The sequence below is a fragment of the Flavobacterium frigoris genome (assembly GCF_900111075.1).
Lineage (GTDB): Bacteria > Bacteroidota > Bacteroidia > Flavobacteriales > Flavobacteriaceae > Flavobacterium > Flavobacterium frigoris.
Genome location: NZ_FOFZ01000016.1, coordinates 63,352 through 77,399 on the forward strand (window position 1 = coordinate 63,352; position 14,048 = coordinate 77,399).

General features: G+C 34.0%; 13 protein-coding genes and 1 tRNA gene. 7 read left to right on the plus strand and 7 right to left on the minus strand.

Translation table 11 applies throughout. The annotated features are described in order from the left end of the window. Positions 1–70 precede the first annotated feature (70 nt). Positions 71–1,150 carry a DNA replication/repair protein RecF gene (gene recF / locus BMW63_RS15735; RefSeq protein ID WP_074724414.1) on the minus strand — a complete coding sequence of 360 codons (1,080 nt, stop codon included), beginning with the start codon at positions 1,148–1,150 and terminating at the stop codon, positions 71–73. Between the two features lie 247 nt (positions 1,151–1,397). Between recF and BMW63_RS15740 the strand changes: the two genes are divergently transcribed. The 6 genes from BMW63_RS15740 to BMW63_RS15765 all read left to right on the plus strand — a co-directional run bounded on the left by BMW63_RS15740 (position 1,398) and on the right by BMW63_RS15765 (position 7,655). Beyond that, the gene (locus BMW63_RS15740; protein WP_074724415.1) at positions 1,398–2,171 is read left to right on the plus strand and encodes a tetratricopeptide repeat protein; all 774 of its coding nucleotides are present in this window, start codon (positions 1,398–1,400) and stop codon (positions 2,169–2,171) included. A 105-nt stretch (positions 2,172–2,276) separates the two neighbouring features. Continuing rightward, positions 2,277–2,852 carry a 6,7-dimethyl-8-ribityllumazine synthase gene (gene ribH / locus BMW63_RS15745; protein WP_074724416.1) on the plus strand — a complete coding sequence of 192 codons (576 nt, stop codon included), beginning with the start codon at positions 2,277–2,279 and terminating at the stop codon, positions 2,850–2,852. A gap of 161 nt (positions 2,853–3,013) precedes the next feature. Next, on the plus strand, positions 3,014–4,870 hold the full coding sequence (gene mutL / locus BMW63_RS15750) for a DNA mismatch repair endonuclease MutL (protein ID WP_074724417.1): 1,857 nt from the start codon (positions 3,014–3,016) through the stop codon (positions 4,868–4,870). Continuing rightward, positions 4,867–5,613, plus strand: a complete 747-nt coding sequence (locus BMW63_RS15755) for a rhomboid family intramembrane serine protease (protein WP_074724418.1) — start codon at positions 4,867–4,869, stop codon at positions 5,611–5,613. The genes mutL and BMW63_RS15755 overlap by 4 nt, the downstream gene beginning before the upstream one ends. A 48-nt stretch (positions 5,614–5,661) precedes the next feature. Beyond that, positions 5,662–6,525 (plus strand): rhomboid family intramembrane serine protease, encoded by an 864-nt coding sequence (locus BMW63_RS15760; protein WP_074724419.1) that lies wholly within the window; start codon positions 5,662–5,664, stop codon positions 6,523–6,525. A gap of 83 nt (positions 6,526–6,608) precedes the next feature. Then, complete coding sequence (locus BMW63_RS15765) at positions 6,609–7,655, plus strand: endonuclease/exonuclease/phosphatase family protein (RefSeq protein WP_074724420.1); 1,047 nt, start codon at positions 6,609–6,611, stop codon at positions 7,653–7,655. A gap of 14 nt (positions 7,656–7,669) precedes the next feature. Here BMW63_RS15765 and BMW63_RS15770 read toward each other — a convergent pair whose 3' ends face one another. From BMW63_RS15770 to BMW63_RS15795, 6 genes are all read right to left on the minus strand, one after another. Beyond that, positions 7,670–8,296, minus strand: a complete 627-nt coding sequence (locus BMW63_RS15770; RefSeq protein WP_074724430.1) for a WbqC family protein — start codon at positions 8,294–8,296, stop codon at positions 7,670–7,672. A 117-nt stretch (positions 8,297–8,413) separates the two neighbouring features. After that, positions 8,414–9,979 carry a signal peptidase I gene (lepB, locus tag BMW63_RS15775; protein WP_074724421.1) on the minus strand — a complete coding sequence of 522 codons (1,566 nt, stop codon included), beginning with the start codon at positions 9,977–9,979 and terminating at the stop codon, positions 8,414–8,416. Positions 9,980–10,043: 64 nt separating this feature from the next. Then, complete coding sequence (dapB, locus tag BMW63_RS15780; RefSeq protein WP_074724422.1) at positions 10,044–10,745, minus strand: 4-hydroxy-tetrahydrodipicolinate reductase; 702 nt, start codon at positions 10,743–10,745, stop codon at positions 10,044–10,046. A 58-nt stretch (positions 10,746–10,803) separates the two neighbouring features. Continuing rightward, entirely contained in the window at positions 10,804–11,364 is a 561-nt protein-coding gene (locus tag BMW63_RS15785) for a DUF5683 domain-containing protein (RefSeq protein ID WP_074724423.1), read from the minus strand. Then, positions 11,364–12,266 carry a ParB/RepB/Spo0J family partition protein gene (locus tag BMW63_RS15790; RefSeq protein WP_074724424.1) on the minus strand — a complete coding sequence of 301 codons (903 nt, stop codon included), beginning with the start codon at positions 12,264–12,266 and terminating at the stop codon, positions 11,364–11,366. The genes BMW63_RS15785 and BMW63_RS15790 overlap by 1 nt, the downstream gene beginning before the upstream one ends. Positions 12,267–12,270: 4 nt before the next feature. Next, positions 12,271–13,038, minus strand: a complete 768-nt coding sequence (locus tag BMW63_RS15795; RefSeq protein ID WP_074724425.1) for a ParA family protein — start codon at positions 13,036–13,038, stop codon at positions 12,271–12,273. A gap of 628 nt (positions 13,039–13,666) precedes the next feature. On the opposite strand from BMW63_RS15795, the gene BMW63_RS15800 reads away from it, so the two are divergent. Further along, positions 13,667–13,741: transfer RNA gene (locus BMW63_RS15800), tRNA-Pro, on the plus strand. Positions 13,742–14,048: the final 307 nt, after the last annotated feature.

Consider the following 14,048-nt stretch of genomic DNA (forward strand, 5'->3'; position numbering starts at 1 on the left):
TTAGAAATTGAATAAGCAAAATTAAGAAAATAATAAGCATTGTAGATTTTTAAATCATAAAATAAACGACCTATAAGTTAAATATTTTATAGGATTGATGTGTCGATTTTACGATTGCTTCGGTGCGTTCTGGGTGTGTGTCTGAGATAAAAAGTTGTCCAAAAGTGTCGCTATTGACCATTTCTATTATTTTTGCTACACGACTTTCATCTAACTTATCGAAGATGTCATCAAACAGTAAAAGAGGTTTTACGCCGCTTTGTTTTTTTAGAAATTCAAATTGTGCGAGTTTTAAAGCGATCAAGAACGATTTCTGCTGTCCCTGAGAACCAAATTTTTTAATAGGATGCCCATCGATTTCAAATGATAAGTCGTCTTTGTGCGTGCCCACACTGGTATAATGTAACGCTCTGTCTTTATTAATGTTTTCTTGTAAAAGCGTTAGTAAGTTATTTTCGAATAAATGACTTTCATAAACCAGCTGAACTGTTTCTTGCGATCCGGTTATAGCATGGTGATGTGTGTTGAAAATAGGAATGAATTGGGCTATGAATTCTTTTCTTTTTTCGAAAATGTGTTTTCCGTAACCATCAAGTTGCTCGTTATATATAGAAAGAGTGTCGTTTTCAAAAACGCGATTTAAAGCAAAGTATTTCAGTAATGCATTGCGTTGGTTTAGTACTTTTTGGTACTGGATTAGTTGTTGTAAGTATTGAGGGTCTAACTGTGAGATGACGCTATCCATGAATTTTCTTCGTGTTTCGCTGCCTTCAACAATCAAATCCCGGTCTGCTGGGGAGATGATGACCAAGGGAATAAAGCCAATATGGTCTGAAAATTTATCGTACGCTTTGCCATTGCGTTTTAGTACTTTTTTTTGACCTTTCTTTAAACTGCAAACTACCTGTTCGTTTCTTTCATTTTTTATAAACTCGGCATCAATAACAAAAAATTCTTCGCCATGTTTGATGTTTTGGACTGCTAAAGGGTTGAAATAACTTTTGCCATAGGATAAATGATAGATGGCGTCTAGTACATTTGTTTTTCCGATACCGTTTTTACCTACAAAGCAGATTATTTTCTCGTCAAATTCGAAATTTGCTTCGGAAAAATTCTTGTAATTGAATAATGAAATCTTTTTTAAATACATGTTTAAGGCTTGGTGGTATTGAGGACTTTGTTATTTTAGAAGGACTTTTTTAAAGTGGGTGCAAATTATTGAAAAATATTGATATAAAGCCATTTTGAGCCTTTTCTGTGCTAATTATTTTCTCTTATAAATAGAATGAGAAACACCTAAAAAAAAATATTTTTTTTATTTAAATATAAAAACCTAGTTTTTTTGTGTCGGTTTGAATAAAAATTTTATTTTTGCCGTTCACTAAATTAAAAATTAAATGGCTACTTACAGTAAAAGAGGATATAAAGCACCAAAAGAAAAAGAAGTAAATAATTCTGTTGAAGAGGTAATTACTGATGAAAAAGACAGTACAACTGCTGGTGTTTTTTCAACATTGGACAAAACTGCTTCAAAAACGGAAGCTTTTGTTGCTAAAAATCAAAATTTCATTATTGGATTTGTAGGAGCTGTTGCATTAGTAACTATTGGTTATTTAGTGTATCAAAAATTTATTGCTGAGCCAAAACAATTGGAAGCTGCAGATGAAATGTTTGTTGCACAACAAAACTTTCAACAAGCTACAGACGGAATTGCAAGTGATTCATTGTATAAATTATCTTTAAACGGTTCTGAAGGTAAATTTGGTTTTATTAAAATTGCAGATGAGTATTCAGGTACTGATGCTGGAAATTTAGCTAATTATTATGCTGGAATGGCTTACTTGAACACGGGTAAATATGCTGAAGCAATTGATTATTTAGGTAAATTCAAATCAGAAGATGTTATTTTAAGTAGTTTGGCAATTGGTGCAATTGGAGATGCTTATGCAGAAACTAACAAGCCAGAAGATGCGCTTAAAAATTACGCTAAAGCTGCTGGAACAAATAAAAATGACTTTACTACACCACGCTTCTTGTTGAAAGCAGGAAAAACAGCTTTGGCTTTAGGTGAAAAAGAAGATGCATTAAAATATTTTACTGATATTAAAGACAATTACGAAGCGTCTCCAGAGGCTGCATCAGTTGATGTTTTGATTGGTTTAGCGCAATAGTAAAAAAGGATTTAAGATTCTGGTTTAAGACTGCAGTTTTTTGATTTCAAAATTCTATCTTTAACTTATAAAATCTAAAAGTCAATTTTAAAAAAACTATATCACATGGCGACCGTAAATAAAAACTTATCCGTTTATGATAAAAACAGTGTTCCAAAAGCGAAAAATTTTCGTTTTGGAGTCGTTGTTGCTGAATGGAACGAAGCTATAACTGAAGGGTTATACAATGGAGCAGAAGAAGCATTTCTAGAAAACAGTGTTCCAGCGGAGCATATTATTCGATGGAATGTTCCTGGAAGTTTCGAACTTGTTTATGGATGCAAAAAAATGCTGCAAACTCAGAACGTAGATGCTGTAATAGCTATAGGTTGTGTGATCCAAGGAGAAACCAAACATTTTGATTTTGTTTGTGAAGGTGTTGCTCAAGGCATAAAAGATTTGAATGTTCAAACGGATATTCCTGTTATCTTTTGTGTTCTCACAGATAATACCATGCAACAATCAATTGATCGAAGTGGTGGAATTCACGGCAATAAAGGAACAGAAGCTGCAATAGCCGCGATTAAAATGGCCTTTATTCGTCAACAGGCTTCGTTATCGCATCAAAAAGGGAATCAAAATTTGTTGTCAACAGGTCCTTTGAGAATAGAGGAGGGGACGCCTTTAGAACTAAAGGAATAAAGCAATAATATATTATAATAAAACCTATACTGTTTAGTTAATAGTATAGGTTTTTTTGTTTTATTTATCACTGAGTAAACCCTAAAACCCAACATAAATTCATTAAATTTGTGCACTTTGGTTTTAAAAATAAAATCTAAACTTTAAATAAATATTTTTTAATGTCGAGTATCATTCAATTGCTTCCTGATCATGTTGCCAACCAAATTGCTGCTGGAGAAGTCGTACAAAGACCCGCTTCAGTTGTTAAAGAATTACTTGAAAATGCGGTCGATGCAAAGGCAACCGATATTAAATTGATTATAAAAGATGCAGGGAAAGCACTAGTTCAGGTTATTGATAATGGTTTAGGAATGAGCGTTACCGATGCGCGTTTGTGTTTTGAACGTCATGCAACTTCAAAAATACGTAAAGCAGAGGATTTGTTCTCGTTGCATACCAAAGGGTTTCGCGGGGAAGCGTTGGCTTCCATTGCAGCGATTGCGCATGTGGATATGAAAACAAAACAAGACCAAGAAGAGTTAGGGACACAAATTATTGTCGAAGGCAGTAAGTTTGTCTCTCAAGAAGTAGCTGTGCTGCCAAAAGGGACTTCATTTGCGGTCAAAAACCTGTTTTTTAATATTCCTGCTCGTCGTAATTTTTTAAAGTCGGATACGGTAGAATACCGTCATATTATTGATGAGTTCCAACGTGTCGCTTTGGCACACCCAAATATCTATTTTACTTTTTTTCATAATGGAAGCGAAATGTTCAATTTGCCTCCTTCAAGTATGAGGCAGCGAATAGTTAATGTCTTTTCTGGCAAAACCAATGAGAAACTAGTTCCAGTGCAGGAAGAGACAGAAATCGTGACGATTCAAGGTTTTGTTAGTAAGCCTGAATTTGCCAAAAAAAGTAGAGGAGAACAGTTTTTCTTTGTCAATGATCGATTCATTAAAAGCGGTTATTTGCATCACGCAATAATGGCTGCTTATGATGGTATTTTGAGAGATGGAGCGCAACCCAGTTATTTTCTATATTTAACGGTGCCGCCTAATACGATTGATATCAATATTCATCCAACCAAAACAGAGATTAAGTTTGATGATGAGCATGCGATGTATGCTATTTTAAGAGCTTCAATTAAACATAGTTTAGGTCAGTTTAATGTCGCGCCGGTTTTAGACTTTGACAGAGATTCTAATTTAGATACTCCTTATAGTTATAAAAATTTAGAGGGTGCTACGCCTACGATACAAGTGGACGGTAGCTTCAATCCTTTTTCTGATGATAAAATAAACAAGCATTATTCGGGTTCGAATTATAAAAAGCCCGAGCCTACATCTAGTTGGGAAAGTTTGTACGTAGGATTAAAACAAGAAGGGGAGTTTATTTCTGGGAGTAGTGATTTTTCATTTGAAAGTGAAGAAGTGACAGGGTCGTTATTCAATGAGGAAGAAGTCGAGCAAACCGTTAATAATGCGTACCAAATTCATAAAAAATACATCGTTTCTCCTATAAAATCAGGTATGGTTATTGTGGATCAGCAGCGGGCTCATCAAAGAGTGTTGTACGAGCAATTTTTGACTAATATGACAGTAAATCAGGCATCAAGTCAGCAATTGTTATTTCCTTTGGATTTGTTTTTTTCGGCTACTGAAATGGAGCTTATCCAAGATTTAAAATTGTCTTTGGTGAATACCGGTTTTGTTTTTGAGGAAACTACTACGGATCATGTTGTTATTTCTGGGATTCCAGTAAATGTGACTGAAAGCGAAGTTTCTTTGGTTTTAGAGCAATTATTAAGTGATTTACAAGATGGAATTCCCGACAGTAGTTTTAGTCAAAATGATACGATTGCAAAATCAATGGCCAAAAGTTTAGCTGTAAAAACAGGGACGGCTTTAACAGTAAAAGAACAAGAGAATTTGGTAAACGGTCTTTTTGCCTGTAAAGATCCTAATGTTTCCCCTTTTCAAAAACCAACTTTCATCACAATGCGTGTGGAAGATTTAGATAAAAAATTTGCACTATGAGAAATGTAACCGAAACGGTAAAACAATTAATTATAATTAATGTTCTTTTTTTTATTGGAACTTTAATCGTTGGAGATCCTGCTTACAAAATGTTAGCGATGTTTTTTCCTGAAAATAGTGGTTTTCAAGTATGGCAACCGATCACTCATATGTTTATGCACGGCGGTTTTATGCATATTTTTTTCAATATGTTTGCTTTGTATTCCTTTGGGTCTGCTCTGGAAAGTTTTTGGGGAAGTAAAAAATTCCTATTCTTTTATATTTCTTGTGGTTTAGGTGCGGCATTGCTACATACAGGAATTAATTACTACTATTTTAATGATGCGGTAAATACACTAGTTGCTAATGGTTTTCCAAAGGCTGAGATTCTTCAGCTTTTGAATCAAGGAAAAGTAAATACGCAGTGGCAAGAGCTATTGACCGTTTCGCAATATCAAAATTTCACTAGTGCTTATATGGGAACCGTAGTTGGAGCCTCTGGCGCTATCTATGGTGTAATTGTAGCATTTGCATTTATGTTTCCTAATGCTGAATTAGCTTTGATGTTTATTCCTGTACCTATAAAAGCAAAATATTTTGTTCCTGGTTTAGTTTTAGTAGATTTGTATTTAGGAGTTTCTGGACAATCTATATTTGGCGGTGGTGGTATCGCGCATTTTGCTCACGTGGGTGGTGCGTTATTTGGATTCTTGATTATGTGGTACTGGAAAAAGAATCAGTTTAATGACAATAGATGGAACTAAACCGTTTCTCGTAAAGATCTTATTTCATAAAAATCCTAAATACAAAGAATGAATATTTTAGATGACTTAAAAATGCAGTATAAGTTAGGGGGTGTAGCTCATAGATTGATCTATTGGAATGTTGCCTGCTTTCTTTTTTCGTTGGTCTTTTTCTATGAATTTAAGGCAGGATCATTTTATTTTCCCAATTGGGTCGCTTTGTCTACAGAGCCTTCTGTTTTTGGATTAAAGCCCTGGACATTCTTAACCTATTCGTTTTTTCACGACGGGTTTTGGCATTTGCTTTTTAATATGATGGTTCTGAATTTTTCTAGTTCTCTATTTTTGACTTTTTTCACACAAAAACAATTATTGGGACTCTATATATTAGGCGCTATTTTTGCTGGGATTTCGTTTGTTACTGGTTATTATATTTTAAACTTAAGCGCATCCATTGTTGGTGCATCTGCGGCGATTATGGCTGTTTTAGTAGCAGTTACCACTTATCAGCCCTTAATGAATGTTCGGTTGCTGCTGATCGGGAATATCAAGTTATGGCATATTACAGCGGTGATTTTAATATTGGATCTAATGCAATTTCGTTTGGACAATACAGGTGGGCATATCTCTCATTTAGCGGGTGCATTTTTTGGATTTCTTTTTATCCGATTTTTGCAAAAAGGAACAGATTTGAGCGAAATAGTAACAAGGGTTATTACTTTTTTTACCAATTTGTTTAAAAAATCACCTTCGACGCCCTTTAAAAAAGTGCATAAAAATTACAGTATGCCAGTAGAAAAAAAGCTTTCTAAAATTATTACAAAAGACAAAGCGCAGCAACAAATTGATGAAATCTTAGACAAAATTAGTCAGTCAGGATATGATAGTTTGACTAAAGAGGAGAAAGAATTTTTGTTTAAAGCTGGAAAATAAGAGTTTTATTGCATATTTTAGAAATAAATTAAATAGTTAGCCGTTAGTAATTTGACAATCTAATTAATGGAACAAGTAGAAATATGAAAAAACTTTCCTGGTTCAATAAAGCAATGTATAGTTTGAACATTGTTCTTATTATTGTCACTTTTGTCGCTTATATCCTGCCTTTTTTGGCTCCAAAAATATTTCCGATTTTATCTGTGTTAACACTTTTTATGCCAGTGTTTTTCATTTTAAATGGCCTGTTTTTTTTGTATTGGGGAATGCAGTTTAAAAAACGCATGATTTTGTCTGGCTTGGTACTCCTGATTGGTATTACCTTTATTAATAAATTTTATAAGTTTTCTGCAAAAACGTATCCGCCTGACGAAAAGAATTTCACCATAATGAGTTACAATGTCCGCTTGTTTAATCTATTTAAGTGGCTAGACAAAGCAGATGTACCTGGGGATATCCTCGAGTTTATAAATGATAAGAATCCTGATATTTTATGCATTCAGGAGTTTTCGTCTTCCGCAGTTATTGATCTTAAAGTGTACCGCCATAAATATATTTTAATGGAAGGGGACAAAATAAAAACGGGACAAGCCATTTTTTCTAAATTCCCCATAATAAATCAAGGAAGTATTATATTTCCTAGCTCTAATAATAATGTTATTTATGCTGACATAAAGAAAGGAAAGGATATAATTAGGGTTTATAATATGCACTTGCAATCCATTAAGATTTCGCCTGATGTTAATGAAATATCGGAGAATATAGATGTGATTAATAAGAATAAATCGCAAATGATGCTTTTTAGAATTAGTAAGGCTTTTAAGCAACAACAGCAACAGGCAGAGATTTTTAAGAAGCATGAAAAGGAATGTGAATACCCTATTATCATATGCGGTGATATGAATAATAGTGCGTTTTCTTATGTTTATCGAAATATAAAAGGAACGCTAAAAGATAGTTTTGAAGAAGCGGGTAAAGGATTTGGAGCAACGTATAAGTTCAAGTATTACCCAACTAGAATCGACTATATTTTTGCTGATGAGAAGATGACTGTCAAAAGGTTTGAAAGCTTTCCTGAATTCGAAAACTCCGATCATTATCCCATTATGGCACAGCTGTCATTAGAATAAAAGAATAGCAATTTTTATTTAATTACCAATTTTTGATTTTTCATATAATCTAAGGCAAATTTTCCTTCATTAAAGAGTAAGTCTAGAACGCTTAGGTTATTGATGAACCCATGTTTGTCATCAAATACTTGAATGTATTTTTCAAAAGAAGAAGTGTCTTTTTTTCCATCCGCTAGAGATCTGCGATCTAAAACTAGGTTGGTATCTACTTTCTGTACAAATTCATCAGTGGTCACATAGTCAAACTTTACGCGCATACATTTAGAGATAATTTCTAAGGTCTCAAAGTTTAAATCTAATAAAAACTTATTTTTTTTTTCAAAGAAAGGACGAATGTCGTCTTCAAAAAACTCAAAAAAAGGAGAACTTCTATATGCTGTTTCCAGAGATTTGTAGTGTTGTTTCTGCCAGTCAAAATCATAGTCGATCTGAATTTCTTTAGTGCTTTGATGATTATCTTTTGAGTGTTTAACAGGAATATTCAGTAACTGAATTCCATTAGGACTATAGATATAAGTACGGTTTCTATTAGTTTGTTTTTGGAAATTATCCTCTATTTCAAATATAATACCGTCTGATTGCGATATGGCAACAAAATGACTTATTGATGGGAAGTAAGTAGGATGGATTAGAAGTTTCATTCGGAGATTTGATTGTTTTGGTTTCAGATTAATCCAATTGATAATCTCTGTATTTGTTGATCTATTTGTGGATTTGATTATTTTTTTTTCAAATAACCAAATCCATAAATAACTCAATTATGCTTTCTTTCTTTTTTTCCAAAAATAATCTCCAGCAAAAAAGATTGCTAAAGCAATTAAGAAATATTGAAAATAGGACTCTGGTTGTCCCTCACCGCTTACGGTTGTGAAAACTCTATCCCATCTTATCTTATTCAATCCTTTTCCATTAGTATCCCAGCTCATCCAAATGAATACTGGTTTTCCAACAATGTGATTTTCTGGCACAAATCCCCAGTAACGGCTATCTTCAGAATTATGACGGTTATCACCCATCATCCAATAGTAATTTTGTTTGAAAGTGTAATTTTTAACGATTTCACCATTTAGTCTAATTTCGCTTCCTGTGACTTTAAGGTCGTTTTTATCTCCGTTATCATTTAATTCATAGTCGGTGATAATTCTTTTGTAAAACGGCAATGTTTCTGTGCTAAGTACTACTGTTTTTCCTTTTTGAGGAATATATAGCGGGCCAAAATTATCGCGATTCCACTTATTGATATGCGGGAATATGCCGTCTTCTGTTCCTTTAAAGATTTCTTGTGTCACTGCGGTTATTCCAGGGACATTTCGCAGTCTTACAGCTCCTGCAGCAGTTAATGCTCTGAAAAGTAAGGTGTCTTTTGACACACCTTTATATCTAATACCGTCAGTTATGTCCATGTCTTTTAATAGGTATTCAAAATCAATAGGTGTTTTACCATCTAAGGCGACTGAATAAGAAAACTGAGGCTTAGCTCTTTCTGGCAATTGCAGTACTTTTCCATCGATATAAACGATGCCGTTTTTTATTGACAGACTATCTCCAGGAACGCCTACACATCTTTTTACATAATTCGATTTTTTGTCGATTGGCTTGATTACGCCGGGGGTTCCTTTTGCTTCAAAAAAGTAATGTACGGTATCTACAGGCCAATTAAAAACCACAATATCTGTGCGTTTTATATCTTCTATTCCAGGTAATCTTAAGTAAGGGATTTGCGGCCAGTTCAGGTATGATTTAGTTTTGACAATTGGAATTGAATCATGAACCATTGGAAACGCAACAGCCGTCATAGGGACTCTAGCACCATAATTCACTTTGCTCACAAACAGAAAATCTCCAACCAATAATGATTTTTCCAAAGATGATGTTGGAATAGTATATGGTTGCACAAAATAAGTGTGAACTAAGGTAGCTACAATAATGGCAAACAATAGGGAACTTACGGTATCTGCCGTTTTATTTTGAGGATGGATACTTCGGTCAACAACGTAATCTAATTTTTGGGTGTAATTGACGTAATAGATATATAAACCAAATGTAATTATTCCTAAAAAACTGTCTAAGCTCGTTTTTTTTCCAAAACTCCTCAATGTTTCGATCCAGATTACAGGAAACATAATCAAGTTTATAATTGGAATAAATAGCAACAGCGTCCACCAAGAAGGGCGACCAATGATTTTCATCAATACAATAGCATTGTAAACTGGAATTGCTGCTTCCCAACGTTTTCTACCGGCGGCTTCATATAATTTCCAAGTTCCTAAAAAGTGTACTATTTGTACAAGTAGGAAAAACACAAACCATTGATATATAGACATAGCTTAATTTTTTAGTTTTATAGAACGGGAAGTGTAATAACAGTTCCCTAAAAGGTTATTTGATTTATTTTAATTCTAAAACGTCTTTCATTGTAAAAACACCTTGTTTACCTACAATCCATTCGGCTGCAATTACGGCACCAAGAGCAAATCCTTCACGATTGTGTGCGGTATGCTTTATCTCGATACTGTCAACTGCTGAATTGTACGTTACTGTATGTGTTCCAGGAACGGTACCTATTCTTTTTGCTTCAATATGAATTTGATTTGCTGCGGGGATTTCTAATGTCCAATTCGTGTAATGACTGTTTTCAATTACTCCTTTGGCTAGTGAGATTGCAGTGCCGCTTGGTGCATCTAGTTTTTGAGTATGGTGGATTTCCTCCATGTCAATGGTATAACTATCTAGCTTTGCCATCATTTTAGCCAGGTATTCGTTGATTTCGAAAAATATATTAACGCCTAAACTAAAATTGGAGCTGGAAATGAAAGCGCCATTTTTTGCTGTGCAAAGCGCTACCATTTCATCATAATGTTCCAGCCAACCTGTTGTTCCTGAAACTACAGGCACATTAGCATGAAAACAATTGGAAATATTAGGTACCGCCGCAGTAGGGACACTAAAGTCGATGGCAACATTAGCAGCTGAAAGTCCATCATAGGTATTGTTTTCATCTTTTTTCAAAACAATTTCATGCCCTCTTTCAAGTGCAATTCTTTCGATTACCTGACCCATTTTTCCGTATCCTAAAAGCGCAATTTTCATTTGGTATGTATTTATAAATTTAAAAATCAGATGCTAAACGAGTAGTCTTATTTAAGATCTAAAAATTATAATTAAATGTTAGACCTACATTTGTCTTTAATGTTACATCATTAGGATAAATTACTGGTCGAACTGATAAGTTTTCATCAACATTAAACTGCAGTAAGGCAGCATCTACATTAGCGTCGATAATATTTAATGCATAAAATGCGACAACAAACAAGGCAGATAAATCTCGGTTTCTTTGGTAGAATTTTTGTCCGGCAATTAATCTGGAGTTATCAAGGTACGAGTAATTGTCATCACTATAGCCTTCAATTCTACGCTTGTAAGCATCTCTGTATTGATGGTATTTTTTATTATTGTCTAAGTAGAAATAAAGACTAGTTCCAATAGCACCGTAAACAAGAGGAATTTTCCAATACTTTTTATTGTATGCTTGTCCCAAACCAGGTAAAAGAGCAGAATAGAATGCCGCTTTTGCAGGGGTAAGCGGATCTATTTCATTTGTCTTTACCGTGTCTTTAGCCACAAGAGTAGCTTCTTTTTTTACTTGAGCAAAAAGAGTGGTGTGTCCTATAATAAAAAAGAACAATCCTATGTAAAGAGCTTTATGCACTATTCTTTTATTAATTCTAAAATTCTATTGAAGTCTTCCTCTGATTGAAATGGAATTGTGATTTTTCCTTTTCCGTTTCCAGCTACTTTTACATCTACAATGGTTCCGAAATAATTAGTAAAAACCTTTTTCTGAATTTCTTCGATTTCAAATCCTAATGATGATTTTGCTTTTGCTGCTGGTTTTGGTTTGAGACTTTCCTGATAGTTTTTTACCAAAGCTTCCGTATCACGAACAGAAAGGTTTTGACTAACTATTTTTTGATAGATATCAGTTTGAATGTCTAAATCCTCGATGTTGATAATAGCGCGTCCATGCCCCATGCTGATAAAACCATCACGAATTCCTGTTTGGATAATCGGATCCAGTTTTAAAAGACGCAAATAATTGGCAATAGTAGAGCGTTTTTTTCCTACTCGCTCACTCATCTGTTCCTGTGTCAATTGGATTTCATCAATTAATCTTTGATACGATAATGCAATTTCTATAGGATCTAAATCATGACGTTGAATGTTTTCGACCAGAGCCATGGTCAAAGATTCATTGTCATTTGCAATACGTATGTAGGCTGGAACAGTTGTTAATCCTATTAGAGTGGAAGCTCTTAAACGGCGTTCCCCTGAAATCAACTGATATTTATTGAATTCTAATTTTCTAACGGTAATAGGTTGGATAACTCCCAACTCTTTTATAGAAGTGGCAAGTTCTCTTAATGATTCTTCATTAAAATTACTTCGAGGTTGAAAAGGATTTATTTCAATAGCCTCTATTTCAAGCTCAATAATATTACCAACGACTTTGTCGGCATTTCTATCGTTTACTGATTTGATGTCGTTATCAGGGTCTTTTAATAGTGCGGATAATCCTCTGCCTAGGGCTTGTTTCTTTATTGCTTTTGCCATAAAACTATTTGCTGTTTTTCTTTATAATTTCCTGAGCTAAATTTAAATAATTTGTAGCTCCTTTGCTGGTTGCATCATAGTTGATGATGCTTTCGCCAAAACTAGGCGCTTCGCTCAACTTTACATTTCTTTGAATAATAGTATCAAAAACCATATCGTTAAAATGCTTTTGCACTTCTTCTACAACTTGATTTGATAGTCTCAAGCGGGAGTCAAACATAGTTAATAGTAATCCTTCTATATCTAGATCTGGATTGTGAATTTTTTGAATGCTTTTTATCGTATTTAGTAATTTCCCCAAACCTTCTAGTGCAAAATACTCACATTGAATAGGAATTATTACTGAATCTGCTGCTGTCAATGCATTCAAGGTAAGTAGTCCAAGTGAAGGTGCGCAATCTATGATTATATAATCATAGTCATCTTTTACACTTTCTAGGGCTTTTTTAAGCATATATTCTCTATTTTCCTTGTCTACCAATTCGATTTCGATAGCAACAAGGTCAATATGTGATGGAATTACATCTACATTTGGTGCTGAGCATTTTATGACAGCCTCTCTGGGTGTATTGCTATGTTCCAGAATTTGGTATGTCCCAATTTCAACTTCGTCTACGTTGATTCCTAATCCAGAACTGGCATTGGCCTGTGGATCAGCATCTATAAGTAAGACTTTCTTTTCTAAAACACCTAAGGAAGCGGCAAGATTTACTGATGTTGTAGTCTTTCCAACTCCTCCTTTTTGATTAGCAATCGCAATGATTTTGCCCATTTATTTTATAATTTTTGAACGGTAAAAATACAATTTATTATGGTTTCTAAAAATCTATTTTGTTAAAGATTAATTAGGACTGTATTGCTTTTTAGTAAGGAGTTCACTTTATTGGTCTCAAATTATAGTTAAAACTATGTGCTTTAGTGCATCTTGCTTTAGCTTCTAAAAATGTTTTTCGCCACGAATCTCACAAATTAGCACGAATTAATAAGTATTAGGTTTGTGAAATTCGTAACGAAATTTTAACCGTGCAGACTTTCGATCTGTCAAACCAAATCTGTGGACTTTCATTCCGTAGTGGTTTAGTTTAGATTAGTTTTAGAAATTTAGAGGTTACTGCCGCTGCCTAGTATATTGCCGTATTCTAAGGTTTAAATACTAAAATCACTATTGTTTTGTGTTAATGATACTAAAGAAGTTCTTTCTTATATCGAAGTTAATAGACAGATTGATAGGACAGTGGCTTTATTTTTAAACCAAGCAGGCGATAGTGCAGATTTAAATAGTAAAAAACGAATTTTTTATAGAAAATACATTAACAAAATTTTTAAATAAATATTTTTTAGATCTTATTTTTTAAAAGTAGTGTTTAAACAAAAAATAGTTTTATATTTGCACCCGCTTACGGGGTGTAGCGTAGCTCGGTTATCGCGCCTGCTTTGGGAGCAGGAGGCCGCAGGTTCGAATCCTGCCACCCCGACGAAAAACCTTCTTGTAAATCAAGAGGGTTTTTTTATGTCTAAGAATTAGACAAAGATGTTGTGCTTAAAATGAATAGTTCCTAATGGATCAAGTTTGAAAGTTGGGGACTAAGGAGTAAGTCAATAATCTGTGGAGCAATAAAAATCAGGTTTAAGTCGAAAATGTTTTTATTTTTCTCTGTTCAAGGTGATTTATTTCAAGTAGCAAACTATTTGGGCGTTCCCCATTATAGAAAAAGAGGCTATACCTATATATAAAGGAGTAGCCTCTTTTTTTTAGGAGCTATTTCCCGCTATTCGTTACAA

What these genes read in the sequence shown, in the direction of transcription:
- recF (WP_074724414.1), bottom strand. Translation starts at nt 1,150, where the DNA reads ATGTATTTAAAAAAGATTTCATTATTCAATTACAAGAATTTTTCCGAA.
- BMW63_RS15740 (WP_074724415.1), top strand. Translation starts at nt 1,398, where the DNA reads ATGGCTACTTACAGTAAAAGAGGATATAAAGCACCAAAAGAAAAAGAA.
- ribH (WP_074724416.1), top strand. Translation starts at nt 2,277, where the DNA reads ATGGCGACCGTAAATAAAAACTTATCCGTTTATGATAAAAACAGTGTT.
- mutL (WP_074724417.1), top strand. Translation starts at nt 3,014, where the DNA reads ATGTCGAGTATCATTCAATTGCTTCCTGATCATGTTGCCAACCAAATT.
- BMW63_RS15755 (WP_074724418.1), top strand. Translation starts at nt 4,867, where the DNA reads ATGAGAAATGTAACCGAAACGGTAAAACAATTAATTATAATTAATGTT.
- BMW63_RS15760 (WP_074724419.1), top strand. Translation starts at nt 5,662, where the DNA reads ATGAATATTTTAGATGACTTAAAAATGCAGTATAAGTTAGGGGGTGTA.
- BMW63_RS15765 (WP_074724420.1), top strand. Translation starts at nt 6,609, where the DNA reads ATGAAAAAACTTTCCTGGTTCAATAAAGCAATGTATAGTTTGAACATT.
- BMW63_RS15770 (WP_074724430.1), bottom strand. Translation starts at nt 8,296, where the DNA reads ATGAAACTTCTAATCCATCCTACTTACTTCCCATCAATAAGTCATTTT.
- lepB (WP_074724421.1), bottom strand. Translation starts at nt 9,979, where the DNA reads ATGTCTATATATCAATGGTTTGTGTTTTTCCTACTTGTACAAATAGTA.
- dapB (WP_074724422.1), bottom strand. Translation starts at nt 10,745, where the DNA reads ATGAAAATTGCGCTTTTAGGATACGGAAAAATGGGTCAGGTAATCGAA.
- BMW63_RS15790 (WP_074724424.1), bottom strand. Translation starts at nt 12,266, where the DNA reads ATGGCAAAAGCAATAAAGAAACAAGCCCTAGGCAGAGGATTATCCGCA.
- BMW63_RS15795 (WP_074724425.1), bottom strand. Translation starts at nt 13,038, where the DNA reads ATGGGCAAAATCATTGCGATTGCTAATCAAAAAGGAGGAGTTGGAAAG.